Here is a 25,409-nt window from a genome sequence, read left to right as displayed (position 1 = left end):
TTATTATATGAATTTAATGAATTGTAAATTCTCGAAAGTCAACTATTCTGATATATTAAATGCAATAAAGGCTTCGATTACTGATAAACGACCAATTAGAATTATATATGCTAATACTAAAACTGTAAATCTGTGCATAAAAAATAGTGAATTTCAGAATAAAATCAATGCTTTTGAGATTGTCCACCCTGATGGAATAGGCGTTAAAATAGCTTCAGATATTTTACAAAAAAAAGAAAATAGATTTGAAAGATTTAATTGGACGGATCATGCTAATAATTTTTTAAAAGAATGCGAATCAAATGGTTGGAGTTTATTTTTTATTGGGTCAACTACTGAGGTTCAAAAGAATGCGAAAGAGAAACTTTCAATAAATTACCCTAATCTCAAAATTGTTGGGCAATTAAATGGCTTCGATAATTTGAGAACTAATTCAAATGAGGCTATATGTGATATGATAAGTAATTCTCAAGCAGATATAGTTTGGGTGGGGCTAGGCACACCTCTTCAAGAAGAATGGATTTATGAAAATCGCCATAATTTGAAAGATATAAGTGTGATTCAATCAGTTGGTGACATATTTAGATTTTTAGCAGAAGAAAAGCCTCGAGGATCTAAGTTCATTCAAAAAATCGGTTTAGAATGGTTTGTAAGATTAATAAATGAACCTCATAAATACTGGAAAAGGACAATAATTGGGATACCTTTATTTCTTTTCAATATTTTTAGATTCAAATTGATGTCAAAAAATCAATAGGTTGAGCCAGGATACATTAATAAAAATTTAAAAATATTAAGCTTTATTATTCCTCTTGAAAATATCAATTTGTTTATATATCCTTATGTTCCAAATAGATTTGAATGGATGTCGAACACGGATTAAATCACTCAGAACGATCGAAAACTGATCAAAGCTGAATATCTTACTTTTCTTCTGCGTTGACATTAATTAGTGAATAACCAATTTTGGGTATGGAACTGGTTATTTAAAAAAGTAGTTAATAGAAAAATATCAGAAAAGAGAACCAACTTATGCTGCTGGCAATCTTATACTTCTCATATTCAATATTTAAAGCATTGGCTGATGTTGTGTATTTTCAATCATTTTCCCCTTATCAATTTAGTGTATTCTGTTTTCATTGCCATAAAGAAGAATATTTATCTTGTAATCACAATTTCACTATTTTTCATGGTTGAATCCTTTTAGTTAACAAGGGAGGTGTTTTATTCTTCGCTATTTTAAAGTTGCTGTAAGATATCCCAGATTTAATTTGGATTTTAGAATTAGCATTGGCTTTTGAAATCAAAAAAATATAATACCCGTTGTGCTAATTAAGTAATTGCAACTTTTAAGTTATTGATAGGTCGGTTAAAATCAAATTTATTAATGAACTGGACCAAAGTTAATGCGGTAATTTTTGCCAATATTCTAGTTTTGAACCCAGCGAAAGTTTTAGCATAGTTTCTGCGAATCATGAACTGGTCACAAAGTTGTGAGAATAAGGTTTCCAGTCTTTTTCTTGTTTTCCTAAATATCCAATTTTGTTTGACATAGTTTTTTTTGATTTGACCGCATTGGTGTTTCGAGTTTGATATTGGTACTGTGAAACAAGTCCAATTGTTGTGATGAGGAGAGGTAACCTTTATCTCCAATTAATACACAGTCAGATAGTTGTGTTTTCATCTGCGAAAGGAAAGTGGCATCATGCACATTTGCTTTTGTAAGCTCAATAGACTGAAAGACTCCCGAGCATACTCCCTGAAGTTTATAGCCATAAAAATACATGTTCTGGGAAGCACAGTAGCCTTTTTCCGGTGAGGTTTCAAAAGCTTCTCTACATATTTTTGATCTTCTTTCCCTTGCGTTTTTGCATACTTCCAAAGGCATTGAATCAATGATGAAATAGTCCTCAAAATCTAAAAATTTTTCAGCAAGTTTTTTCCTTACCAACTCCAAAATATGGAAAAGACTCCTTTTCCTTCGATTGAATCTTGACCTATCAATCAAGTGGGCAAAAGAACCGCCATAATCGGATTTAATTTTATTAAAGAGCCAATTCTCACTGTCCAATGACATATATTCAGAACTATTTGTTAATTTGCAACTCTAATTTACTAAATATCAGGCTGATACACATATTATTTTTAGCTATTTCGAAATAGCACAACGGGCAATACATATGAAGAAACAAAATAATTTATAAGAAATAAAAAACTTATTGAAGATCTATAATGTCAGCGTTTTTGCGTTAGTTTTGTGAATAATTAATTTAAAGTGGTAAGAATAATGAGGATCACTCCAAGAAAAGTTTTTAATTTTCTTTATAGTAAATTACTCTATTATTATTTTAAAGGGCCTAATATTAAGTTGGGTAGGAAGGTTGTCTTTAAAAAGAAACCGTTAATAGATATTCATAGAAAGGCAACTTTGACTATAGGGAATAATGTAGTAATCAATTCTCAGAATAAAGGTTACCATGTGAACATGTTTAATTCTTGCAAACTTATTGCTGATAGACCCGATTCAGTTATTGAAATTGGAGATAATACTCGTTTTCATGGAAGCTGTATCCATTCTTATAAAAAAGTTAGTATTGGAAAAAATTGTTTAATTGCTGCAAATTGTCAAATCATGGATGGGAATGGTCATGACATCTCGTTTCCAAATGTGGCAAATAGAATTAATACGATAGGTGGAAGTAAAGAGGTGACAATCGAAGATAATGTTTGGTTAGCTACCGGAGTAATTGTTCTGCCAGGTGTCACCATTGGGGAAGGTAGTATAATAACAGCCAATAGTGTTGTTCATAAGGATATTCCTCCCATGATCATAGCAGGAGGTAACCCTATAAAAATAATTAAGCAATAAAATGTATCGATTATCCATCTTTGTTAAATCTTACACATTTTAGAAAACTTAAAAGTCAATTGGTTATATTTTTATAATATATTTAACTAAAATTGTCAATCACAGATTCAAAGTGTTTAAAGCTCAAAATTGTTGGGCAGTTAAATGGGGTTGAAGATTTAAATAACTGATCTGAAGATGAGATGTAATTACGAATTAATAAATACTTCAGGAGTAAATATTGTTTGGTTCGGCCTGGGAACAATCCCATTACAAAAAGAGTGGATTTATAGAAATAAGAGCAAATGGGATAACATTTATGTGATACTCAGATATCTTGTAGAAGAAAAACCGAGGGAGTCAAAATTTATTCAGAAAATAGGGATTGAATGGTTTTGCAAGACTTATTATTGAACAAAAAAAATATTGAAAAAGAATAATAGGTATGCCATTATTCTTTTTCGACATAATCAAATATAGTTTTACTGGTAATAATGCTAACATTTAGTTCTAATCTATTAATTCAGGATTTAAAAAAAATTAGTATTTACTTACTTTTTTTTTCTCTCCCATTATCAATTCTAGTTAACAATACATTCTTAATATTATCTCTATTGATAATTATTATAAACTTTTTAAAAAACCCACATAATTATCACTTAGATCGATTTAAAAACCCCTCCACATTGTTTTTTTTTATTACTTATTTGTTTTTGATTCATGGATATTTAATAAGTGAAAACAAAGAAATTGCGTTGGATTTATTAGTAAGGTCCTCAAGTTTTATCATAATTCCACTTCTCCTAGTTAATCTAAATTTCTCTAAGAAAATACTTAATACTTCAATGTATTTATTTTGTGTTTCTGTTTTAATAGTTGCAATTATTTCAATAAATTATAGATTTTTTAGTAATGCAATAAATACCAATAGACCTTTCTATGCATTATTTAGGTATTATAATACTTATAATAATTTTATTGACTTTTTTAGATTTCACCCTAGTTATTATGCACTGTATACTGTTTTTGCGATATCTTTTCTGTTTAGTAAGATTAAAAGAATATTTTCTATTAAAACTTTAACTTATATTTTTTTGATCATTCCTTTGTTAATTGGCTTAATAATGACATCTTCTAAGATTAATTTGATTTCAATATTAGTAATCGGATTTCTTACTTTTTTTTGGGTTTCAATTACAAGAAAATTATCTCCCAAATTATTCATCGGATTTCTTATCATTTTTATAACCTTTCCTATTTTTCTGTATAACTATGTCCCAAATATAAAAAACAGATTCAATTGGGTAATTGAACATGAAATAAATCAATCTGATAGATATAAGTCAGGACAAAGTAGATTATCTAGATTATCTTCAACAATATCTTTAATAAAACAAAAGCCATTTATAGGGTACGGTACGGGAGATTCAAATAAACATTTAGTTGAAGAATATGAAAAAAGGAGTCTTACATATGCAGCTGAAAGAAAATTTAATTCGCATAATCAATTTCTTGAATACTGGGTTAAAATAGGTGTTATACCTGTACTATTATTGATAGTCTATTTGGTATATTCTTTACATCAAGCAAATAAATTCAAAAATTTTCATTTATTTGTTTTAACCATTAGTATTTCTTTATTCTTTATGGTTGAATCTGTACTGCTTTTGCAAAAAGGCATAGTGTTTTTTGCATTATTTTTTAATGTATTACATAATTATAATAAAAGAAAAATAGTGAATAACAATAGTATCAAGAAGCTATCTTAATTGACTGTAAGTTATTATCAATTTTGACTAACCCTAAATAATTAATATACAACTAAAACCATTTCAGTAAAACCCCCTCACAAAAAATTAGATAAATTGATAAAAGACTTTAAATTTGTTGATCTGTTAACAGCAGACTCTCAGATTGACTGGGAGAAAGCTAAAGTTGTAGATTTATCAAATTTTAAACATGCCCCAAACCCTAGCTAGTCTTATTACCTCGTTTATTCTCACCTTTTTGTTGACACCATTAGTTATTGGTTTCTTCAGGAAGAGAAATATTATGGATATTCCGGGAGGAAGAAAAATCCATACCGGAGATACACCAAGTATGGGGGGGATTGCTATTTTTATTGGGGTAATGCTCGCTTTATTAATTTGGATGCCTTTACCAGGTTTACAGCGATTTAAGTTTTTCTATGGCGCTATGGGTATCATGTTCGTTGTTGGTTTAAGAGATGACCTGGTGCCTGTAAGGCCCATGGTGAAACTGGCAGCACAACTACTTTGTGCCTGCATGGTAGTCTTTCTAATGGATATTAGACTGATGTCCTTGTACGGTTTCTTTTCCGTTGAGGAAATTCCCTATGGTGTAAGTGTAGTGCTCACCGTTTTTACCTTTATAGTAATTACCAACTCTTTTAACCTCATTGATGGGCTGGATGGCCTGGCCAGCAGTATTGGAGTGGTGGCTTTCTTCGTTTTCGGTATTTATTTCTTCCTGGTGGGGCAAATCTACTTTTCAATGGTTTGTTTTGGTTTTATAGGGGCTTTAATTGCTTTCTTAAACTTCAATTGGGAGCCATCACGCATTTTTATGGGTGATACAGGTGCACTTCTCATAGGCTTTGTATTGGCCGTAGTTACTATAAAGTTCATTGATTTTAATCATTACCTACTCGATACAGCTCCATTTAAACTAAACTCTTCTGTAGGTGTAGCTATATCTATCATTATCATCCCTCTTTTTGATACATTGCGTGTATTCATTTCCAGGGCTATGAAGAGGAGGTCTCCTTTCTCACCGGACAAAACACATTTGCATCATCTCCTGATGCGCCTGGGGTATAGTCATTCGCAAACAACGCTTATTATGATTGCTACAAATATTGTAATTATAGGTGTTGCCCTGGCATTGGATTTTTTAGGGGATAATCTTTTAGTTCCCATCATAGTGCTTATTTGTGTCATTTTAAGCATCAGCCTGGATAATATAGTAAAAGCCGCCATTGCAAAAAAGAAAAGGGACGTCAAACGTTTTAGAAGAGATTAAGCGGAAAGGTTGTGGCAGGCTTTGAAACTTTTCCAAAGTTCAAAACTTTGGAAAAGCATTTTGAGAACATCAACTTTAAAACCCCAAACACAAAAAGCTGCCATTTAGCAGATTTTCCTTATTATAATTAAATCGTTCTTTTGTAGTGTCACCTTTAAATACTTTGCCACCGGCAGCTTCCAATATGGCTTGTCCTGCCCCTGTGTCCCATTCCATTGTAGGGCCATGGCGATAATAAATGTCAGCTTTTCCTTCCGCTACCATGCAAAATTTTAAGGAACTTCCTTTTGAGATACTGTCTTTCACATCATATTTTGAAAGCAATGCATCCTCCTCGGGAGAAGCATGAGAAGCGCTTCTTACCGCTACTCTGTTGGTACTTATATTATTTACTTTTAACCGGGTGGTTAGAGCACCTTCTTCTTTAAAAGCACCATTTTCACTTCCGTAGTAATAAACTCCGGTGGCGGGGACATAAATGATTCCCAATAAAGGAAATCCATCTTTTATCAAGGCAATATTTACAGTGAATTGACCATTTCTTTTAATGAATTCTTTGGTTCCATCCAATGGATCCACTAACCAGAAAGTATCCCATTTTCTTCTTTCGACATAGTCCAGATGCTTTCCCTCTTCTGATAAGATTGGATACTGGACAGGTAGTGATTGCAAACCTTTCATGATCACTTTATCGGCTGCTTTATCGGCTAATGTCAAAGGGCTGTCATCAGCTTTATGATCAACTACTTTGCTCAGATCAGCATCATTATATATTTCCATAATGGCTTTTCCCGCATTAAATGAAATGATCTTTAATTCTTTTATCAGTTGCTCTTGATTCATTTTTTAAACTTTAATTAATTGAAAAATTGAATAACGTACTTAATTGAATAGCGTTAATAAAGACACCCTCTTAAAACGCTGAATTAAAAAGTATTGAATCAATACTTATATCGTGAATGGTAAAATTACACGAGAATATTTGATATTAATAGCAATAGTCTATTAACTTTGTAGGAAATAAAAAACATTGAAAAATATATACCCTATTTTCGATTCTATTTTAAGTAAAGAAGACAAAGAAAAGCTACTCCAACAGAAAGCTATTGTTATATGGATGGTGGGCTTGTCCGGTTCTGGTAAAAGTACTTTGGCAAGGGCGTTGGAAAATACTTTGCACGAAATGGGACATTTGACCCAACTATTGGATGGCGATAATCTTAGGACAGGAATAAACAATAATTTAACTTTTAGTCCTGAGGATAGAAAGGAGAATATTAGAAGAGCTGCTGAAACTGCCAGGTTATTTATGAATGCAGGAGTAGTGACCATTTGTTCTTTTATCAGTCCAACTGAGGAAGTAAGAAAAATGGCTCGGGAAATTATTGGGCCAGCCTATGTAGAAGTTTTTATTGATTGTCCTTTGGCGGTATGCGAAGCACGGGATGTCAAAGGATTGTATGCTAAGGCCAGAAGAGGAGAAATAAAGGATTTTACAGGAGTAAATGCTCCATTTGAGGAGCCTAAGCAAGCTGAAATTATAATTGATACTGCCAATCAGGAACTGAAAAGCAGTCATCAACAATTAGTACATCAAATATTAGAAAGAATTAAATATTAATATGGGATCTTATAATTTATCACATCTGGACCAACTTGAATCAGAAGCTATCTATATCTTTAGAGAAGTGGCCGCACAATTTGAGAAACCGGTCATCTTATTTTCCGGAGGAAAGGATTCAATTACAATGGTTCATTTGGCACAAAAAGCTTTTTGGCCGGCTAAAATTCCATTTCCATTGTTGCACATTGACACAGGCCATAACTTCCCGGAAGCCATTGAATTTAGGGATAACCTGGCTAAAAAATATGGAGTAAAGCTAGATGTAGGTTTAGTGCAGGATTCTATTAACAAAGGAACAGCCAGGGAAGAAAAAGGAGTAAATCCAAGTAGAAATACTTTACAATCCATCACTTTACTGGAGAAGCTGGAAGAAGGCCAATATGATGCAGCTTTTGGTGGTGGTAGAAGAGATGAAGAAAAAGCTAGGGCTAAGGAAAGATTTTTCTCTCACCGTGATGATTTCGGTCAGTGGGATCCAAAAAATCAAAGGCCAGAGCTCTGGAACTTATATAATGGGTTAAAGGCTCCGGGAGAATCTTTCAGAATTTTCCCTATTAGTAACTGGACTGAAATGGATGTGTGGCAGTACATTAAGAAAGAGAAAATTGACTTACCGAGCATTTATTTTTCTCATGAAAGAAATGTAGTTAATAGAAATGGTGTGCTGATAGCGGAATCCCCTTACAATACATTATTGGAAGGAGAGAAGTATGAAAAGCAGGTGATTCGTTACAGGACATTAGGTTGTATGACCATCACAGGTGCGGTTAATTCTGATGCCGATAATTTAGACAAAATCATTGAGGAGGTAGCCGCTGCCAGGCAGACGGAACGGGGAAACCGGGCAGATGACAAAAGATCTGAAGCAGCCATGGAAGACAGGAAAAAACAAGGTTATTTTTAAGACCTGTTGAAAGGGTCGCATGTCGCCTCGGTTTGTGTCTTCACAAACCGGAACCGGAACAAACAACTAATATTTTAACAATCCGAATTCAACGATCCGGATTCTAATTATTATATAAATGGAAGAAGTAAAAGAAAACAAAAGTACAACTGCTGGCTATCTTGACATGGATTTATTGCGCTTTTCCACAGCGGGTAGCGTAGATGATGGAAAGAGTACTTTGATAGGCAGGTTAATGTATGATACAAAATCTATCTTCCAGGATCAGATGGATGCCATGGAAGAATCAAGCCGTAATCGTGGAGATGAGCATGTGAACCTGGCACTTTTAACAGATGGTTTGAAAGCAGAAAGGGAGCAGGGAATTACGATTGATGTAGCCTATCGTTATTTTGCCACCCCAAAAAGAAAATTTATTATTGCAGACACCCCGGGTCATATTCAGTATACCAGGAATATGGTGACAGGTGCCTCTAATGCAAACCTTGCCATCATTTTAATAGATGCGAGAAAAGGTGTGATTGAGCAAACAAAGCGACATTCTTTTATAGCTTCATTGTTACAGATCAAACATATCATTGTTTGTATCAACAAAATGGACTTGGTGGATTATTCGGAAGAAGTTTTTGATCAGATTCAAAAGGATTTTTTAAGCTTTGATGCCAAACTGGAGATACCTGATATCAGATTCATTCCTATATCAGCCTTAAATGGGGATAATGTGGTTGATCAGTCTAAAAATATGGATTGGTATAAAGGGCCTTCACTTTTGTGGACATTGGAGAATGTTCAGGTAGCATCCGATAGGAATTTAATTGATAGCAGGTTGCCGGTACAATGGGTAATCAGGCCGCAATCTGATAAATACCATGATTTTCGTGGGTATGCTGGCTTAATTGGTGGAGGTATTTTCCGGAAAGGCGAAGAAGTAACTGTATTGCCTTCAGGCTTTACTTCCAAAATAAAATCTATTTCCACCATGAATGGAGAGTTGGATGAAGCTTTTCCTCCTATGTCGGTTACTGTTACTTTGGAAGATGAAATAGATATCAGCAGAGGTGATATGCTGGCTAAACCTAATAACCAACCTACAATGGGACAGGATATTGATTTAATGGTCTGCTGGTTGAATATTACTCCTTTAAAATTAGGGGGGAAGTATTTGGTAAAGCATACCACCAATCAAACCAAATGTATCATTAAGGAGGTAAAGTACAAAGTGAATGTAAATACCTTAGAAAAGGATGATAAGGATAGTAATATTTCAGCTAATGACATTGGGAGAATCACCATTAAAACCGCACGCCCACTATTATATGATCCGTATCGGAAGAACAGAAATACAGGATCTTTGATTATTATTGATGAATTTACTCACGAAACTGTAGGTGCAGGAATGATTATTTAATACAAATTAATACTTATTATAAGTGATAAATAGGTTCGATATTATTCTTCAAATAACCTTAAAGTCTGCTAATGGCAGACTTTTTTATTTTTTGAAACCATCTGTTAATTAAGTAAGGTTATTCTTGTATAAAGGTTTAAAATTAAATCAAGTCACACACATCATTTACAAATCCCACTAAATACTTTAACTTTGTTATTTACAGAATAACATTATTGACTTTAATATAAATGGCAGATAAAATACAGCAACTGCGTAATGAGATCAATCAGTCTACAGCAAGTACACAGGAGGAACTCGAAGCTTACCGTATAAAATTCATTAGTCGTAAAAGTGTATTAGGTGAACTTTTCAATGAAATGAAAAATGTAGCTCCTGAAGAGAGGAAGGCTTATGGGCAAGCTGTCAATGAGGTGAAGCAGTTGGCAGAAGATAAATTCAGGTCTTTAATTGATGGATTGGAAGATTCTAAAGAAAATACAGGTTCTAAGGCACCTATAGATTTAACTTTGCCTCCAATGGTAAATTTGGGAACAGTTCACCCGCTTACCATTATTCATAATCGAATTGTCGAGATTTTCCAGAAGATTGGTTTTAATGTAGCTGACGGACCGGAAATTGAAGATGACTTTCATAATTTCACCGCTTTAAATTTTCCAGAAAACCATCCTGCCAGGGAAATGCAAGACACTTTTTTTATAGAAAGCAATCCTGATATTGCCTTAAGAACACACACTTCTTCAGTGCAGATTCGTATCATGGAAAACCAGAAACCGCCATTCAGAACCCTGGCGCCTGGAAGAGTGTACAGAAATGAGGCGATATCTGCCCGTGCACATTGTTTCTTTCATCAGGTAGAAGGCTTTTTTGTCGACAAGAATGTAGGGCTGGTAGATTTGAAACAGACATTGTATTATTTCGCCAAAGAGCTTTTCGGACAAGATACCAAAGTGCGTTTCAGACCCTCATACTTTCCATTTACCGAGCCTAGTGCCGAAATGGATATCTCATGTAACATCTGTAAAGGAAAAGGATGCAATATTTGCAAGTATTCCGGTTGGGTGGAGATATTGGGTTCAGGAATGATTGATCCGAATGTGTTGGAGAATTGTGGGATAGATTCAGAAGAATATACCGGATTTGCATTCGGAATGGGAATTGAGCGCATTGCTATGCTAAAATTTCAGGTAAATGACCTGCGTTTATATTCTGAAAATGATGTCCGATTTTTGAATCAGTTTAAAAATATGAGCTAATATGAAGATAGAGGAGATAAATACTATTGCGGTTGTTGGAGCCGGCACCATGGGAGCCGGAATTGCTCAAATGTCTGCAATGGCTGGTTATAAAACTTTTATTTTTGATATCAATACGGATTCTTTGGAGAAAGCAAAAGTCATCATTTCCAAGAATCTTGAAAAAGGTATTGAAAAAAGAAAAGTATCCGAAAAGCAAAAAGAGGATTGTCTTGACCGGGTTACTTTAATTACTGACCTGGAGAAATTGAAGGCTGATGTAATTATAGAAGCTGTAGTGGAAAAGTTGTCGGTAAAAATTGATTTGTTTTCTAAGCTTGAAGAATTTAATAACATTGATACTATTTTCGCAACCAATACTTCTTCCATTCCCATTACACAAATTGGAGCAGGGTTAAAGCACCCTGAAAGGTTAGTAGGCATGCACTTTTTTAATCCGGCTCATATTATGAAGTTGGTGGAAATCATTAGTGGAGTGGCTACAGATATTCAAACAGCACTTACTGTAAAAGAATTAGCTGTTAAAATGGGGAAGAGGGCTGTAATGGCAAAAGATTCTCCTGGCTTTATCGTTAACAGGGTAGCAAGGCATTTTTATGTAGAAAGCCTTAAAATTGCAGAAGAGGGAGTGGCCGATTTTAAACAAATTGATAAATTAGTTGAAAGCTCTGGATTTAAAATGGGGCCTTTTACGTTAATGGATTTGATTGGTGTAGATACCAATTTCTCAGTGACAAAATCTATGTTTGAATCGTTTCACTATGATCCAAAATTCAGACCCAGTAGAATACAGCAACAAAAAGTAGATGCGGGACACAACGGTAGAAAAAGCGGAAAAGGATTTTATGAATATTAAGAAATATATAACACTGGTATTGCTGTCAGCATTTGCCTTGTTTTCTTCCTGCAAGGATGAAAATGCAGATGCTTTAATTGATGAGTTGCCTTTACCTGCTCCTTTTGAAGAGTATTTAAACCTCACCCTTGTGAGTAACCAAAGCTTGCAATTTGATAATCATTTATATTTAAATGATGTTGGACTGAGAGGAATAGTGGTAGTAAAGCGGGGCGATAATGATTATGCTGCCTTTGAAAGAACTTGTCCTTACAAACCTGAATTAGATTGCTCATTAATTTCCCACGTAAATCTAGGGACAAGCGGGTCTTATTTGGAATGTGGATGTGATGAGGAAACGTCATTTTACAATGATCAAGGCTTTCCTACCAGTGGCCCCTCACCCAAAAGACTTAGACAATACAGGACCCAATTATCAGGGAACACCCTTATTATTGATGATACTATAATTTGATAGTATTCTTAATCTATTTGACTTTGCTCAATTCAGTAATGATTTCCTCAATAGATACACCTTCTGCATCTGCCTTAAAGTTTCTCACCAGTCTGTGACGCAAAATAGGAATAGCTATAGCTTGTACATCTTCAATGTCCGGTGAATACTTTCCATTTAATAATGCATGGCATTTAGCTCCCTTTATAAGAAACTGAGAGGCGCGAGGCCCTGCTCCCCATTCTATATAGGTATTGGTAAGCTCTGTGGCCATTGAAGTGTTAGGGCGCGTACTATGAACTAATTTCACAGCATATTCAACCACATTGTCCGGAACGGGTACTTGATCTACCAATTCCTGGAAAGCTAATATTTCCTCTGCGGTTAATACTGGATTAATTATTTGGGAGGCTTGCTTTGAGGCGGCCTTTACAATACTAATCTCATCTTCATAAGAAGGATAGTCTAACGCAATGTTAAACATAAATCTATCCAATTGTGCTTCGGGTAGGGGATAGGTTCCTTCCTGCTCAATTGGGTTTTGAGTAGCCAACACAAAAAATGGATTAGGGAGTTCATAAGCTACTCCTGCAATAGTTATATTCTTTTCTTGCATGGCCTCCAATAATGCAGCTTGCGTTTTAGGTGGCGTTCTGTTAATCTCATCAGCAAGAATGATATTGTTGAAAATGGCTCCTTTAATAAATTTAAAGTCCCTGTCCTTATCAAGCGTTTCCGCACCCAGAATGTCTGAGGGCATTAAATCCGGAGTAAACTGGATTCTATTAAAATTCAGGCTCATGGCAGAAGCAACGGTCTTAATCAATAATGTTTTGGCAAGTCCGGGCACACCAATTAAGAGACTATGCCCATGGCAGAAGAGTGAGCTAATCACCAATTTTACCACTTCGTCCTGTCCTACAATTATCTTATTAATTTCTGTTTTTAATTCCCCGTACTTTTTATGTAAAGCATTTGCAGCTTCAACTTCATTCTCGAATTTATCCATACTTATTTATTAAGAATATTGCAGCTTTTGTAAGCTTCATCAATAGTAACAAAAACCTCTGATTGTGACTCTGTAAACCATTTAGCTAAAACTTCACTCCTTTTTTTGTTGAGAGCTGCTTTTTGAATTCTTTGATAGTCAAGCCTAATATCAGCTTGATGAGGCCTTATCCTGTCTTTATAGAATAGTATTCTAACCGCTTCAGAACCATCTTTTTTATTAAAAACTAATGGTTTTGTGATACTGCCCAATTTCATTGTGTCTATTGTAAAGAACACATTTGGGTCAAGTTCCTCTACTGAGATTTTTGTACTGCCTGATTCAGGATCAAGAAAATAACCCCCACTTGATGATGTGTTCATATCATCTGAATACTCTTTGGCAGCTTTTTCAAAACTAATGCTATCACCTAAGATGTTTGTTCGCAAGCTATCAAGAAAATTAGTTGCTCTGTCAATATCTTTTTTCGTGAATTTTGGCATAATTAAAATATGCCTGGTATTAAATTCATTACCTCTTCTTTCAATTAGTTGAATTAAGTGAAATCCAAAATCAGTTTCCACTGGTTTTGAAATCTCCCCCGGTTTAAGACGCAAGGCTGTTGCTTCGTATTCAGGAGCTAATTCGCCTCTCTGGAAAAAACCTATGTTACCACCTGTTTTCTTGGCTCCGGGTTCCTGGGAATATAGCCTGGCCACATCTTCAAAATCTTCGCCACCTTGTATACGTTCCCTTAAACCTTCTAATCTTGCTTTCACACTGTTTTTGGCTTCACGGCTCATCTCCGGATCCTTAACTATTTGTCCTACCTGTACTTGGGTAGAATAATAGGGTAAACTATCCTTAGGAATATTTCTGAAAAATTCCTGTACTTCTTTGGGAGTAACGGTCACATCCTGGGTGATAGTTCGTTGCATTTCACCTACTACCATTTGTTCTTTAATATCATCTCTGATCTCTACTTTAAACTCCTCCAGGGTTTTCCCATAATACTCTTCAATTTTTTCTTCTGAGCCAATCTGATTCACCATCATTTTCATTCGGTTTTCCAATTGAGCATCTACCTGCTGATCGCCTACTACTACAGAGTCTATGACGGCCTTGGCAAGCATGAGTTTGTTTACTACCAGGTCTTCCAGTACTCTGCAATGTGATGCCTCACTTTGGGCGTAACCTCTGGAAAGGTATTCCTTTTGGGCCAATGCCAAATCAGATTCCAAAATAATGAAATTATCTACCTTAGCTATAATTTGGTCAGCGATTTGATTTTGGGAAAAGCCTGAAAGTAATTGGCAAAAGTATAGAATGGCCAATAACACTACTATTTTTATTTTACTCATTATAAATTTCATATTTATTTGTCTTCTGCGCTCTGGCGAACACATCTTTCTCTAATTGATTGGCTATGGCCACTTTTCTTTTATTTAAAATAATTTGCTTGATATCATTCCTTACAAACTCCAATGGAGATATTTGATCTGAAATTTTATACTCTTTAATTTTTAAGAGGTAAAGGAAATCTTCGTCTTCCTCTTCTGCATAATTGTTAGTTTTCAAGAACTGTACTTTATTGGAAACGCTTTTAAAGGGAGTATTTCTGATCACTTCGTCAAAATTTATCCAAACAGAATCCTCCAGAAAGTAAGATTCTGCATAACGGAAACAATAGGATTTTAATTCATTGAAATCGTCTTCTTTGTTAGAAGAAACAAGTGTCTTAAGCTTCTTTATTTTTGGAGCATTCTTAGTGATTTTTACAAAATAACCCCTAATGATATTCTGCTTAAGCTCAAAGTTGTTTTTATTTTCATCGTAATATTCCTCAATTTCTGTTTGACTGATGGAAGTATCCAAATTCTGGCTTACATGATACTTTTTGTATTCATGCACCATCAATGCAAATTTATAATCCAACACTTTTCTATCAATAGAAGCGACATCAAAGTTAATTTTTTCAGATGCTTCATCAATCAATAACTGTTTCTGAATCCACGAATTAACATAGCGGTTCATTAAATTGGCACTGTCTGTACTGGAGGCTTCTTTTCCTACAATTCCTTTTAAATCTTCCAGATAAAGAATTGAACTCTCAACTTTGGCTATAGGAGTCTTTTTTTCTTCCGGTTCATCAGAAGTATATTGCTTGAGGCTAATGTATTCGCAAGCCCCAAATAACAGGATAATACCTGACAAAGTAAATAATTTATAAATTTTGTTCTTCAGCTTCACGTTTTAATTTTTGTAATAAAACCTTGTTAACAATAACTTTATTTTCTTGCTTTAATTGTTCAATCCATTCATTTTCCAAATGGGTTTGGTAATCTGATATTAACTCGGGTTTTGACTCCTCAAATGTTTTTAATCTTTCAGGAATGCTTTCTTTCACATTTATTATCTGATAATGTCCATCATTATTAAATGATTGATGATGACCTCTGTCTTTCGGGACCGTCATGCCTGATATGGTTTCCCCTATAACATATTCACCTGATTGAACAGTATTTAAATTGTTATAAATTTTCAATAATCCATCGTTTGCTTTGCTAAGCAAATGCAAATATATTTTATTTTCATCGGAATAGATAGGATCCATGCTCTCCATCTTCTTAAATGTGGAACTTAATGTAGAAAATATCAAAATCGAATCCGATTTCACCATCTGCTTTGGCCCTTTAAGTTGAACATACACAGTATCGCTAAACCATTTCAAAAGATCAATTTTAGCGTTTAGTTCCTTTTTGTTTTGCCATTCAATAGGATTAGAAATATAATATAAGTGATTTTCTACCGGGGCTTTAAATGTGTTTATATTGCTGGTGTCACTAAAAGTAAATATATCTGCTTTCACCATAGGGTCAGAAGTATATTGCTCTTGATGTTCCTCATAATATTTTTTTAGGCCAATACTATCAGAACTTACTTTATCCCAAACCTTTTTGCTCATTATTTCAAATAATAAAAGGCCATCTCTATATTCTGTTGCCAGCATTTTATATTCAGGATATTTCTGCGGCAGATGGCGGTTCTCATAGGCCAAAAGCATTTTCTTTTCGAATTGATAAATGGCTTCGTCCAATGGAGCTTTTTTCTTGCTATCCTTAAAGAAATCATCTAATGTATATGCTTCATCAGCTATGTAGAAAAGCACTTCATTTTTGTTCTTATCTGTAAGCAGGCTATCCGTAAGGTTTTTATTCTTTTTGAGATAAGAGTAGGAAGCTTCATTTTTGCGGAAGTTATTTTCTTTTTTCAAAGTTTCCAGTACCTCTGAAATCTTCAATTCCGAACGTTGATCTCTTTGAATTCTTCTTGTAAGGCTCTCCTCCATGCTTTCCAAACTACCAACACCTCTTTTTTCTTCCAGCTTGAGTATATGCCAGCCGTATGGGCTCTCTACAGGTTTTGATATTTCATTGGGCCTTGTCAAATCAAACGCAGCTTTTTCCAGACCGGGGGGTAGATTTCCTGCTCCAAACCATGGAAGGCTTCCTCCCTGGTTTTTAGTGTTCAAATCTTCAGAATATTCTGTGGCTAATGCGAACCAGCTTTGATCTTCTCGCATCAATTCTTCATAGATATCTTGGATTTTTTTATAGGTTGCAGCACTATCGGCACTATTGGCCTTTTCAGGATAGCGGATCATGATATGTGCCAATTTGATACGGCCCAGCGTTTCCCTCTTGGCATTAACTTTAATGATATGGTAGCCAAACTTTGTCCTGACAATATCTGATATTTCTCCTTCTGGAGTGTTGTAGGCCGTAGACTCAAAAGGGTAGACCATCTGGAAAGCTGTAAACCAACCTAACTCACCACTATTGTTTTTAGCGGAAGGGTCTTCCGAATCTTGGCGTGCTAATTTTTCAAAACTTTCTCCTGCAAGATACTTTTTTCGGATGTCGTTAATTTTTTGGTAGGCTTTCAGTGTATCCTCCGCACTGGCATTTTCTTCAACCATAATAAGTATGTGTGAAGCATTAATTTCTTCCTGAAGTCGTTCGTAAGTTTCCTGAATTAAATTTTCAGTAACCTGCTCTGTAGCTAAATAGGGTTTCTTTATATCCTGAAGATAACCTTTTAATTCATTTTGATAAGAGGGCAAAGTATCCAGTCCTGCTTTTTTGGCATCTTCAACTTTTAATTTAAAGTTAATGTATAGTTCGAGATAATCTTCCAGAGCTTCGGTTTCTCCTTTATTTTTATTGCTTTTCTCATAAGCGTACATAAATTCACCCGGGTATACTTTCGTTTCATTAATAGTAAATAATGGCTCAAGATCTTTTTCGCTCTTTGATTCAGTATTAGTCTGTCCGGGTTTGCATGACACAAATAATATGGGAAGAATTAGAAGTAAGATGAAATAGCGCATAAATATCCTGTTGATTTTAACTGGCAATTTAAAGAATTGGATTAGTATGAGAAAGTTATTGGATGAAGCAATGCAAAAATGATGGCCAATTATTTAGAGAATTGTTTGTAGAGGGTACATACATTTCTTTTTTCTTTAGAGGAGAACTCTACTTTGTCCATAATCCTTTGAACCAACATCAAACCAATACCTCCTTTTTTTCTGGCCTTTACTACTTCCTGAAGGGAGGGTTCTTTATATTCCTTAAAGTTAAATTTCTTTCCTTGATCAGTAATTTCAAAAATGACTCCTTTTTCGTTTACTTCTACCTCAAGATTAATGGCCTCATTGGCATTGCAATAATTGGAGTGGATAATTAGATTGGCACACACTTCATCAACGGCCAATACCATTTGATTGATCTCCAATTCATCTTGTGTGTACGCTTTCAGCTTTTCCGTTATAAAATCCCGGATATCTTTAAGGCGTGTTTTTTCGCAATATACTTTAAGATTGAACTTCATGTAGCTTTTCTTTCGCTTCTTTCTTCCCGGGAACTATATACAGTAGTTGATCAAGACCTAATATTTGGAAAACATTCATTACCTTATTGCTTAAGCCAAATAATACCATGCGTATATTTTTCGTTTTAAAATCATCGATATATGACATGAAAACCCCCAAACCGGCAGATGAAATATATTCCAGCCTGGTGCAGTCAATTAATATATATTTAACGGCTGAATCCTCTACCAGTTTTCTTAATGCTTCATCCAAATGGATACTGGAGCTGGCATCTACATCCCCCCCTACGGAGATGATACTTATGTTATCTTCTTCTGTTATCTCAATATCTATCATTTCATCCTCTATTACGTGCTAATTCTCAGTAAGTTGACCCCCTTTAGGAAAATTGAATGATTAATATGGTATAATCATCATCCAGGCTTTCTGTATCAATGAAATTATATAATTCGTGGATAACTAACTCCTTTATTTCTTCTGGCTTTTTACCACCATTTTCTGTTACTATTTTGCTTAAGCGATCATAACCAAATTCTTCTCCATCTTTGTTTTTTGCCTCAATAATTCCATCAGTATACAAGAAAAGAATATCCCCCGATTCGTAGTTTATTTCATTGGTATCTAAATATTTCCCATAGCCATCATTTCTTACTATCCCCAAACCAAGTCCCCTGTTCTGAAAATATGTTGCTTCTTTTTTGTTATGTCTATAGAATAATGCAGGGCAATGACCCGCTCTTGAAAAAACAATTGACTTTTCCTTATTATCTATCACATAATAGGAAGCGGTAATGAAAGAGGTTTTTTCCAAACAATAACCAAGTGCATTATTAGCCTTGGTTAAAAATGATTCAGGACTTAAACTTAACTGAACTAAGCTGTGAAAAATTCCTTTCATTTGAGACATATGGAAAGCAGCGGATGTACCTTTTCCCGACACATCGCCAATAATTACGGCTGTTTTATGTTCATCTATTTTGAAATAATCGTAGTAGTCGCCACCGACCTCATCAGCAGATTCATAAAAAGCAAACATTTCAAAATGAATGTCGGAAATCAGCTCTTGAGGCAAAAGACTTTTTTGCACCCGCATCGCAATTTTTAGTTCCTCGCGATAACGCTCATTCTCCAAAGCCTTGGAAAGTAATTCAAAATTCTCAATGGATATACACGCCTGGTTGACAAATGAATTGATGATATCCACCATTTCTTTATTGAACCCATCTGCTAAATCTTTCAAAAGCACTAATAAACCAATTTGTCTGTCCTGAATTATCAATGGAATAGCTAAAACGGAAGAATAATCAGGATCATTAAGGTTTGCTGTAAGCCTGGCCGGATTCAGGTTCTTCTGAAAATTATTGGATTTTTGTTTATCCAAATAAGAAAAAACACTGCTTTCCTGCAGGCTTTTTTTGGTTTGCATAATTTTTGATTCTGAAATATTGGATTTAAAAAGTTTAGTCTTTTCATCCCCATTATATATTTCAAGCCAGGCACTATCAGAAAAAACCGCATTGGTTGAACTCTCCAATAAAACATTGTAAACCTGATCTTCATTATCACCTTTTTGAATGGATTGGCTTAACCTTTGGAAGTTGAGTACTTCGCTGATTTTTTGCTCAAATACGGAGGAGGTCGGTAAATTAAAGAGGATGACGAGAATAGAAATTAAAGCATAAACAAATATAAATCCTGCCAAGGAGAGCACAAATACATTGTTCATTAAGTCAAGAATGAGGTTGAATTCCTGGGAGAAGCTGAACAAGTTATTGAGGAAATAATAAAGGTAAAGCAGTACAAGTGCCAGCAGTAGAATGCTACGCCACTTTTGTTTAAAGTTTAGATAAGCAATCCATTTAAGATTAAAAGAAAGTACCAGCCCAAGGACAAAAAACAACCCCAACAGCCCCGTGAAAACCCATTGCTGGAATTCGCTTTGAAAGAAATTGAATAGCAGAGTGGCTAAAAGTCCATATTCAAAAAAGTGCCAGATAAACAATAAGCGTTTGTTTTTTTGGTAGAGAATTAACCTTTTCCACACTACAAATGTAGATGTGAGGAAAACAATAACAGCGGCTATGTTAATGTGGTAGAAAAAATTAATGGCAAGATCGTTCTGTAAAAGTTTGCTATTGCTGAGTAGGTAAAAGAAAAGTCCAATGGCCAGCTGGATAAGGGATACGATCAATCCCGTTGAGAAAACATGCCATAAAAGATCTATAAAATTGACGCTCTCTGCCTTTAGTACCCTTAACTTGAAATAGAAAAAAGAGAAAAGAATAAACAGCGATAAAAATAAATAAGGGATTTCCTTAGTTATTCCGGCATTGGCCTGATTTATTTGTGCAAATAGAATAAACAAATCTGTCACCATCAATGCCAACCAGCATAGAATTGCGAAGAGAAGTGATAAACGTATGAGTCCTTTTTCTGATATCAATGTTTGAAATTTCAGTCGGCAAATTAACAGATTAATAATTCTTGTGAAAATAGGGGGCAGACATTAATTTCGTGCAACAATTTTAATTTTTTTTTAAAAGCTATGAATAAAATAATTTTACAATCAATAATTCTTTTGTTAATAGTGACTTTCTCAGCCCAGGCACAAAAGCAAACCGGTATTGCCTCTTATTATGCCGACAAGTTTGATGGAAAATCAACAGCAAGTGGGGAGAAATACAATCATAAAAAATTGACTGCCGCTCACAAATTTTTACCATTTGGCACAATGGTGAAGGTAACTAATTTAGCCAATGGGAAATTTGTAGAGGTAAGGATTAATGATAGAGGCCCTTTTGTAGAAGGTAGAGTAATTGATTTATCAAGAGAGGCGGCTGAAAAATTAAAATTTACTTCCCAGGGACTTACGGAAGTCGAAATTGAAGTAACCGATGCAGGAGATGGTAAATCTGGAAGCAATAGAGTACTGGAAGTTGACCACCCGGTGGATATCAGGAGCTTTTTTGCCGTGGATGTGGAGAAAGAAAATCCTAAAGGCTGGGGAGTGCAGGTAGGTAGTTTTGAAGGCTTTGACAATATGCTTAGGCTGGCTGAAAACCTTGAGAAATCATATAGTACTAAAGTGCTGGTAGAGGTAAGAGATCTTCAGGATAAAAAAGCCTATGCTATTATTTTGGGGCAATACAAAAACAGAAAGAAGGCGGATAACTTAAAGGAAAAAATAGCTGATCGTTTTCCCGGTGCCTTTGTAGTGAAATACTAATACGAGGGAATAATTTATTTTTCTTTGTGGTTATTGTCTCATGGCTTTGAATTTAAACCGCACATCAATGGGCATTCATAATTTTCATTAATTGTAATTAAGGTTTATCTTTCCATCTATAAATTTCAACTTTTTTAGCATGACAAAATTCAGCGGTAAAGTAGCATGGGTAACAGGCGCCAGCTCAGGCATAGGAGAAGCTTTGGTTTTTGAACTTTCAAAACTAGGAGCAAAAGTAGTGATTTCTGCTCGTAGGGAAGAAATTCTGCAAGAGGTGAAAGCAAGATGTGCACAACCGGAGAATGTAATGATCATGCCACTGGATTTGAATAATATGAAGGAATTTGATGCTAAAGTAGCCAGAGTAATTGAACAATATGGGCAGATTGATTTGCTCTTTAATAATGGTGGAATCAGTCAAAGAAGCATGGCTTTGGATACTCCTTTAGAGGTGGACAGGAGAATTATGGAAATAGATTATTTTGGGACAATTGCATTAACGAAAGCTATTTTGCCACAGATGGTCAAACAAAAGTCCGGGCACATAGCTGTTACTACCAGTCTGGTAGGTAAATTCGGATCACCCTGGCGGTCCTCCTATGCGGCAGCTAAACATGCATTGCATGGTTTTTTTGACTCTTTGCGATCTGAGTTGCATGAGGACAATATAAAAATCACATTAGTTTGCCCCGGGTTTATTAAAACAGATGTTTCTGTCAATGCGCTTGGTGCAGATGGAAAACCTACCGGTGAAATGGACAATGCCCAGGCCAACGGCATGCCTGCAAGTGTGTGTGCTCAAAAGATCATCAAGGCTGTAAAAAATGAAGAGCTGGAAACAGTAATAGGAGGGAAGGAAAAGTATGGAGTGCTTTTGAAGAGATTTATGCCTAATTTGTTTGCCAAAATTATATTGAAACAGAATGTAAGGTGATCATATAAACTCATTTGACAATCAAAATGCAAAAAGCCATACAATATTGATTGTATGGCTTTTGCAATTGGATTAGATATGAAGTTCGGAATTATACTCCAAAAGCCTTTTTCACCTTTTCCACATAATCTAATTTTTCCCATGTAAACAATTCAACTTCCATTGTTACTTCTTCACCATTTGTGGCACTGAAAGTTTTGGTGACAAAGCGTGGAGTTCTGCCCATGTGGCCATAAGCAGCAGATTCACTGTATATGGGGTTGCGTAACTTCAAACGTGTTTCAATTGCATAAGGCCTCATATCAAATACTTCAGAAATTTTTCTGGCAATTTCTCCATCTGACATGTTCACTTTTGCTGTGCCGTAAGAGTTTACATAAATTCCCATTGGCTCTACTACACCAATGGCATATGAAACTTGTACCAATATCTCATCAGCTATACCCGCGGCAACAAGGTTTTTTGCAATATGCCTTGTGGCATAGGCAGCTGAGCGATCTACTTTAGAAGGATCTTTACCTGAAAATGCTCCACCACCGTGAGCTCCTTTGCCTCCGTAAGTATCCACAATGATTTTCCTTCCCGTTAAACCGGCATCACCATGTGGTCCGCCAATCACAAACTTACCAGTCGGATTAATGTGGTATTTAATATTATCAGTGAATAGCTTTTGCAATTCAGGTTTCAATTGAGCCTTTACCCTGGGAATCAATATGTTGATAATATCATTTTTAATCTTTTTCAACATAGCTTCATCCTCATCAAAATCATCATGCTGGGTGGAAACTACTATGGCTTCAATTCTTTGTGGGATATTATCATCAGAGTATTCAATAGTTACCTGTGATTTGGCATCAGGTCGTAAGTAGGAAATCTCTTCACTTTCTCTTCTTAAAATAGCTAATTCCATTAGGATTTTGTGAGATAAATCCAATGCTAAAGGCATGTAATTTTCTGTCTCCTTGGTGGCATATCCAAACATCATACCCTGATCACCGGCACCTTGCTCTTCCGGGCTTGATCGATCCACTCCCTGGTTAATATCCTGGGATTGCTCGTGAATGGTGGAAATAACACCACAGGAATTGCCGTCAAACATATAGGCTCCTTTGGTATAACCTATCCGGTTAATTACTTCACGTGCCACTTGTTGTACGTCAACATAAGAACTGCTTTTTACCTCTCCGCTTAATACAGTAAGTCCGGTAGTCACTAAAGTCTCACAAGCCACCTTTGATTTAGGATCGAATGCGAGAAAGTTATCTAATAAGGCATCAGAAATTTGGTCTGCTATTTTGTCCGGATGTCCTTCCGAGACAGATTCAGAGGTAAATAAATATGGCATGTTTTCTTATATTTTTTCAGGGAGCAAATTTAGCAGACTATTTAGATTTATTAAATACAATTTCAAATTAATATGATGTACCTCATGTATTGGAGAGTAAAAATATACAAGGCTGTTTGTGCAAATCAGGTTTGTTTCTTTTCCAATTTTGAATTTGATCAGTAACTATCATTTCCTGAGGCCCCGTTATATCGCGCGCAATGCACAATTTTAAATGGTTTGAGCAGGTATTCAATATATCATCCAATAAATGATTATTCCTGTAAGGTGTTTCCATGAATATTTGTGTTTGCCCGGATTTGCCAGCCAGGCTCTCTAAATTCTTAATACTTTGAATCCGTTCTGCTTTGTTAATAGGCAGGTAACCATGGAAAGTAAAGGATTGCCCGCTAAAGCCTGATGCCATTAATGCCAAAAAGATGGAAGAAGGGCCAACCATTGGCATTACTTTTATACCATTTTGATGTGCATATGCTACTGCTACGGCTCCGGGATCGGCTATGCCGGGGCAACCTGCTTCGGACATCACTCCAATAGATATATCTTTCATTAATGGAGCCATTAAGGAGGCGATTTCTGTTGGGTTTGTTTTTTTGCTTAGCTCATGAAATTCAAGCTCTTCTATTGGCTTACTGATTTTCATGGCACTTAAGCAGCGTCTGGCTGTTCTGATATTTTCCACCAGGTAGTAATCTATTTGATTACATAGCTGTTTGAGTTCCGGGGGCAAAACCCTTTCTTCTGTTTGTGGAGCTATCACAGTAGGGATGAGGTAAAGTGTGCCTTTTTTGCTCATCTTATCTCAAAAAATTCATTACAACTTCCAAAAACTCTTCTGGCTTTTCAGCGTGTATCCAATGACCTGCACCTTCTATCATTTCCACTTTTGCGTTAGGGAAGAAATTAATAATCACAATATGATCTTCGTTTTTAATGTAGTGGGATTCACTTCCTCCAATAAATAGAGTATCTTTTTCTGTGGACAAATGTTTCTCTAATCCTTTACTTATGGCTTCTATTGATTTTTCTATAACCGACAAATTGATTTTCCAAACAAAATTTTTATTCTCATCCCTGGTAAGATTTTTCAGTAAAAACTGGCGAACACCTTTTTCAGGTACATATTCTGCCAATGCTTTATCTGCATCATTACGGGAATTCAGTTCTGTCAGATTAATGCTTTTAAGCCCTTCCAGAATAGTATCATGATGTACGGGATAAGCTTTAGGAGCTATGTCAACTACTATTAATTTATCATACAGATCAGGATTGGTCACCGCAAACTGCATGGCAGTTTTTCCTCCCATGGAGTGCCCTATGATGTGCGGGTTTTCAATTTTATGTTCCTGAATAAATTCTTTCAGGTCAGTTGCCATCACTTCATAATTATGAGTGTCTGAATGGGGTGAATCACCATGGTTCCGCTGATCTACTAAATAAACCTTATGATTTTCAGCTAGTTTTTTCCCTATTGTCATCCAATTATCTGACGACCCAAAAAGCCCGTGTAAAATAATGAGAGGTTTGCCTTCTCCCAATTCTTGATAATGTAATTTCATACTGTTTTTTTAAGTATTAATTTTCAATAAAGTCGTTTAATCTCTTATGTGAGAGTCAAGGTTTCCGCTTTGGAATGATAGCAACTCTATTT

Annotated in this window: 24 protein-coding genes and 1 pseudogene; 13 read left to right on the top strand and 12 right to left on the bottom strand. The window is 35.3% G+C overall.

Annotated elements, in window-relative coordinates; genetic code table 11:
* The first annotated feature begins 7 nt into the window (after positions 1–7).
* Positions 8–757: a WecB/TagA/CpsF family glycosyltransferase gene (locus tag JKA74_RS18605; RefSeq protein WP_201432747.1), complete on the top strand. Its 750-nt coding sequence runs from the start codon at positions 8–10 to the stop codon at positions 755–757.
* A 575-nt stretch (positions 758–1,332) separates the two neighbouring features.
* Here JKA74_RS18605 and JKA74_RS18600 read toward each other — a convergent pair.
* Positions 1,333–2,098: pseudogene (locus JKA74_RS18600) on the bottom strand (IS982 family transposase); the annotation flags it as partial.
* A 189-nt stretch (positions 2,099–2,287) separates the two neighbouring features.
* Between JKA74_RS18600 and JKA74_RS18595 the strand changes: the two are divergent.
* From JKA74_RS18595 to JKA74_RS18580, 4 genes are all read left to right on the top strand, one after another.
* Positions 2,288–2,869: an acyltransferase gene (locus JKA74_RS18595; protein ID WP_201432746.1), complete on the top strand. Its 582-nt coding sequence runs from the start codon at positions 2,288–2,290 to the stop codon at positions 2,867–2,869.
* Positions 2,870–3,046: 177 nt separating this feature from the next.
* Positions 3,047–3,262, top strand: a complete 216-nt coding sequence (locus tag JKA74_RS21015; protein ID WP_201432745.1) for a WecB/TagA/CpsF family glycosyltransferase — start codon at positions 3,047–3,049, stop codon at positions 3,260–3,262.
* Positions 3,263–3,342: 80 nt separating this feature from the next.
* A complete protein-coding gene (locus tag JKA74_RS18585; protein ID WP_317193626.1) occupies positions 3,343–4,617 on the top strand; it encodes an O-antigen ligase family protein in 1,275 nt (424 codons plus the stop codon).
* A gap of 190 nt (positions 4,618–4,807) precedes the next feature.
* Positions 4,808–5,890: a glycosyltransferase family 4 protein gene (locus tag JKA74_RS18580; RefSeq protein WP_201432743.1), complete on the top strand. Its 1,083-nt coding sequence runs from the start codon at positions 4,808–4,810 to the stop codon at positions 5,888–5,890.
* A gap of 75 nt (positions 5,891–5,965) precedes the next feature.
* On the opposite strand, the gene cysQ is transcribed toward JKA74_RS18580, so the two are convergent.
* On the bottom strand, positions 5,966–6,733 hold the full coding sequence (cysQ, locus tag JKA74_RS18575) for a 3'(2'),5'-bisphosphate nucleotidase CysQ (RefSeq protein ID WP_201432742.1): 768 nt from the start codon (positions 6,731–6,733) through the stop codon (positions 5,966–5,968).
* A gap of 187 nt (positions 6,734–6,920) precedes the next feature.
* Between cysQ and cysC the strand changes: the two genes are divergently transcribed.
* The 6 genes from cysC to JKA74_RS18545 all read left to right on the top strand — a co-directional run bounded on the left by cysC (position 6,921) and on the right by JKA74_RS18545 (position 12,392).
* Positions 6,921–7,511 carry an adenylyl-sulfate kinase gene (gene cysC, locus JKA74_RS18570; protein ID WP_201432741.1) on the top strand — a complete coding sequence of 197 codons (591 nt, stop codon included), beginning with the start codon at positions 6,921–6,923 and terminating at the stop codon, positions 7,509–7,511.
* Position 7,512: 1 nt separating this feature from the next.
* Complete coding sequence (gene cysD / locus JKA74_RS18565; RefSeq protein WP_201432740.1) at positions 7,513–8,418, top strand: sulfate adenylyltransferase subunit CysD; 906 nt, start codon at positions 7,513–7,515, stop codon at positions 8,416–8,418.
* A 118-nt stretch (positions 8,419–8,536) separates the two neighbouring features.
* A complete protein-coding gene (gene cysN / locus JKA74_RS18560) occupies positions 8,537–9,826 on the top strand; it encodes a sulfate adenylyltransferase subunit CysN (RefSeq protein ID WP_201432739.1) in 1,290 nt (429 codons plus the stop codon).
* Between the two features lie 230 nt (positions 9,827–10,056).
* Positions 10,057–11,082, top strand: a complete 1,026-nt coding sequence (pheS, locus tag JKA74_RS18555) for a phenylalanine--tRNA ligase subunit alpha (protein ID WP_201432738.1) — start codon at positions 10,057–10,059, stop codon at positions 11,080–11,082.
* Position 11,083: 1 nt separating this feature from the next.
* Positions 11,084–11,938 (top strand): 3-hydroxyacyl-CoA dehydrogenase NAD-binding domain-containing protein, encoded by an 855-nt coding sequence (locus JKA74_RS18550; protein ID WP_201432737.1) that lies wholly within the window; start codon positions 11,084–11,086, stop codon positions 11,936–11,938.
* Positions 11,928–12,392, top strand: coding sequence for a Rieske (2Fe-2S) protein (locus tag JKA74_RS18545; protein WP_201432736.1), 465 nt, complete (start codon positions 11,928–11,930; stop codon positions 12,390–12,392). Before JKA74_RS18550 ends, JKA74_RS18545 begins: the two co-directional genes overlap by 11 nt.
* A gap of 13 nt (positions 12,393–12,405) precedes the next feature.
* On the opposite strand, the gene JKA74_RS18540 is transcribed toward JKA74_RS18545, so the two are convergent.
* The 7 genes from JKA74_RS18540 to JKA74_RS18510 form a co-directional block, all read right to left on the bottom strand.
* The gene (locus tag JKA74_RS18540) at positions 12,406–13,380 is read right to left on the bottom strand and encodes an AAA family ATPase (RefSeq protein WP_201432735.1); all 975 of its coding nucleotides are present in this window, start codon (positions 13,378–13,380) and stop codon (positions 12,406–12,408) included.
* Positions 13,381–13,382: 2 nt separating this feature from the next.
* The gene (locus tag JKA74_RS18535) at positions 13,383–14,720 is read right to left on the bottom strand and encodes a peptidylprolyl isomerase (protein ID WP_201432734.1); all 1,338 of its coding nucleotides are present in this window, start codon (positions 14,718–14,720) and stop codon (positions 13,383–13,385) included.
* The gene (locus JKA74_RS18530) at positions 14,713–15,609 is read right to left on the bottom strand and encodes a peptidylprolyl isomerase (RefSeq protein ID WP_317193625.1); all 897 of its coding nucleotides are present in this window, start codon (positions 15,607–15,609) and stop codon (positions 14,713–14,715) included. Before JKA74_RS18530 ends, JKA74_RS18535 begins: the two co-directional genes overlap by 8 nt.
* Positions 15,584–17,749, bottom strand: coding sequence for a peptidylprolyl isomerase (locus tag JKA74_RS18525; protein WP_201432733.1), 2,166 nt, complete (start codon positions 17,747–17,749; stop codon positions 15,584–15,586). The genes JKA74_RS18530 and JKA74_RS18525 overlap by 26 nt, the downstream gene beginning before the upstream one ends.
* Before the next feature lie 89 nt (positions 17,750–17,838).
* The gene (locus JKA74_RS18520) at positions 17,839–18,252 is read right to left on the bottom strand and encodes an ATP-binding protein (RefSeq protein ID WP_201432732.1); all 414 of its coding nucleotides are present in this window, start codon (positions 18,250–18,252) and stop codon (positions 17,839–17,841) included.
* The gene (locus tag JKA74_RS18515) at positions 18,236–18,589 is read right to left on the bottom strand and encodes an STAS domain-containing protein (protein WP_201432731.1); all 354 of its coding nucleotides are present in this window, start codon (positions 18,587–18,589) and stop codon (positions 18,236–18,238) included. The genes JKA74_RS18520 and JKA74_RS18515 overlap by 17 nt, the downstream gene beginning before the upstream one ends.
* A 43-nt stretch (positions 18,590–18,632) precedes the next feature.
* Positions 18,633–20,696: a GAF domain-containing SpoIIE family protein phosphatase gene (locus JKA74_RS18510; RefSeq protein WP_201432730.1), complete on the bottom strand. Its 2,064-nt coding sequence runs from the start codon at positions 20,694–20,696 to the stop codon at positions 18,633–18,635.
* Between the two features lie 102 nt (positions 20,697–20,798).
* Between JKA74_RS18510 and JKA74_RS18505 the strand changes: the two genes are divergently transcribed.
* Both JKA74_RS18505 and JKA74_RS18500 read left to right on the top strand, forming a co-directional pair.
* Positions 20,799–21,479, top strand: a complete 681-nt coding sequence (locus JKA74_RS18505) for a septal ring lytic transglycosylase RlpA family protein (RefSeq protein ID WP_201432729.1) — start codon at positions 20,799–20,801, stop codon at positions 21,477–21,479.
* Positions 21,480–21,618: 139 nt separating this feature from the next.
* On the top strand, positions 21,619–22,413 hold the full coding sequence (locus tag JKA74_RS18500; RefSeq protein WP_201432728.1) for an SDR family oxidoreductase: 795 nt from the start codon (positions 21,619–21,621) through the stop codon (positions 22,411–22,413).
* Positions 22,414–22,504: 91 nt separating this feature from the next.
* Here JKA74_RS18500 and metK read toward each other — a convergent pair whose 3' ends face one another.
* The 3 genes from metK to JKA74_RS18485 form a co-directional block, all read right to left on the bottom strand.
* Positions 22,505–23,758 carry a methionine adenosyltransferase gene (metK, locus tag JKA74_RS18495; RefSeq protein WP_201432727.1) on the bottom strand — a complete coding sequence of 418 codons (1,254 nt, stop codon included), beginning with the start codon at positions 23,756–23,758 and terminating at the stop codon, positions 22,505–22,507.
* Positions 23,759–23,840: 82 nt separating this feature from the next.
* Positions 23,841–24,554: an SAM-dependent methyltransferase gene (locus JKA74_RS18490; protein ID WP_201432726.1), complete on the bottom strand. Its 714-nt coding sequence runs from the start codon at positions 24,552–24,554 to the stop codon at positions 23,841–23,843.
* A 1-nt stretch (position 24,555) separates the two neighbouring features.
* On the bottom strand, positions 24,556–25,317 hold the full coding sequence (locus tag JKA74_RS18485; protein WP_201432725.1) for an alpha/beta fold hydrolase: 762 nt from the start codon (positions 25,315–25,317) through the stop codon (positions 24,556–24,558).
* Positions 25,318–25,409 lie beyond the last annotated feature (92 nt).

The sequence above is a fragment of the Marivirga aurantiaca genome, from assembly GCF_016679925.1.
Lineage (GTDB): Bacteria > Bacteroidota > Bacteroidia > Cytophagales > Cyclobacteriaceae > Marivirga > Marivirga aurantiaca.
Note: the sequence above shows the minus strand (reverse complement) of the source record. Positions and strands in the feature narration are given on the sequence as shown.

What these genes read in the sequence shown, in the direction of transcription:
- JKA74_RS18585 (WP_317193626.1), top strand. Translation starts at nt 3,343, where the DNA reads ATGCTAACATTTAGTTCTAATCTATTAATTCAGGATTTAAAAAAAATT.
- JKA74_RS18580 (WP_201432743.1), top strand. Translation starts at nt 4,808, where the DNA reads ATGCCCCAAACCCTAGCTAGTCTTATTACCTCGTTTATTCTCACCTTT.
- cysD (WP_201432740.1), top strand. Translation starts at nt 7,513, where the DNA reads ATGGGATCTTATAATTTATCACATCTGGACCAACTTGAATCAGAAGCT.
- JKA74_RS18550 (WP_201432737.1), top strand. Translation starts at nt 11,084, where the DNA reads ATGAAGATAGAGGAGATAAATACTATTGCGGTTGTTGGAGCCGGCACC.
- JKA74_RS21015 (WP_201432745.1), top strand. Translation starts at nt 3,047, where the DNA reads ATGAGATGTAATTACGAATTAATAAATACTTCAGGAGTAAATATTGTT.
- JKA74_RS18520 (WP_201432732.1), bottom strand. Translation starts at nt 18,252, where the DNA reads ATGAAGTTCAATCTTAAAGTATATTGCGAAAAAACACGCCTTAAAGAT.
- JKA74_RS18500 (WP_201432728.1), top strand. Translation starts at nt 21,619, where the DNA reads ATGACAAAATTCAGCGGTAAAGTAGCATGGGTAACAGGCGCCAGCTCA.
- JKA74_RS18505 (WP_201432729.1), top strand. Translation starts at nt 20,799, where the DNA reads ATGAATAAAATAATTTTACAATCAATAATTCTTTTGTTAATAGTGACT.
- JKA74_RS18515 (WP_201432731.1), bottom strand. Translation starts at nt 18,589, where the DNA reads ATGATAGATATTGAGATAACAGAAGAAGATAACATAAGTATCATCTCC.
- JKA74_RS18525 (WP_201432733.1), bottom strand. Translation starts at nt 17,749, where the DNA reads ATGCGCTATTTCATCTTACTTCTAATTCTTCCCATATTATTTGTGTCA.
- cysN (WP_201432739.1), top strand. Translation starts at nt 8,537, where the DNA reads ATGGAAGAAGTAAAAGAAAACAAAAGTACAACTGCTGGCTATCTTGAC.
- pheS (WP_201432738.1), top strand. Translation starts at nt 10,057, where the DNA reads ATGGCAGATAAAATACAGCAACTGCGTAATGAGATCAATCAGTCTACA.
- JKA74_RS18595 (WP_201432746.1), top strand. Translation starts at nt 2,288, where the DNA reads ATGAGGATCACTCCAAGAAAAGTTTTTAATTTTCTTTATAGTAAATTA.
- JKA74_RS18485 (WP_201432725.1), bottom strand. Translation starts at nt 25,317, where the DNA reads ATGAAATTACATTATCAAGAATTGGGAGAAGGCAAACCTCTCATTATT.
- JKA74_RS18540 (WP_201432735.1), bottom strand. Translation starts at nt 13,380, where the DNA reads ATGGATAAATTCGAGAATGAAGTTGAAGCTGCAAATGCTTTACATAAA.
- JKA74_RS18605 (WP_201432747.1), top strand. Translation starts at nt 8, where the DNA reads ATGAATTTAATGAATTGTAAATTCTCGAAAGTCAACTATTCTGATATA.
- JKA74_RS18545 (WP_201432736.1), top strand. Translation starts at nt 11,928, where the DNA reads ATGAATATTAAGAAATATATAACACTGGTATTGCTGTCAGCATTTGCC.
- JKA74_RS18535 (WP_201432734.1), bottom strand. Translation starts at nt 14,720, where the DNA reads ATGAGTAAAATAAAAATAGTAGTGTTATTGGCCATTCTATACTTTTGC.
- cysQ (WP_201432742.1), bottom strand. Translation starts at nt 6,733, where the DNA reads ATGAATCAAGAGCAACTGATAAAAGAATTAAAGATCATTTCATTTAAT.
- metK (WP_201432727.1), bottom strand. Translation starts at nt 23,758, where the DNA reads ATGCCATATTTATTTACCTCTGAATCTGTCTCGGAAGGACATCCGGAC.
- JKA74_RS18490 (WP_201432726.1), bottom strand. Translation starts at nt 24,554, where the DNA reads ATGAGCAAAAAAGGCACACTTTACCTCATCCCTACTGTGATAGCTCCA.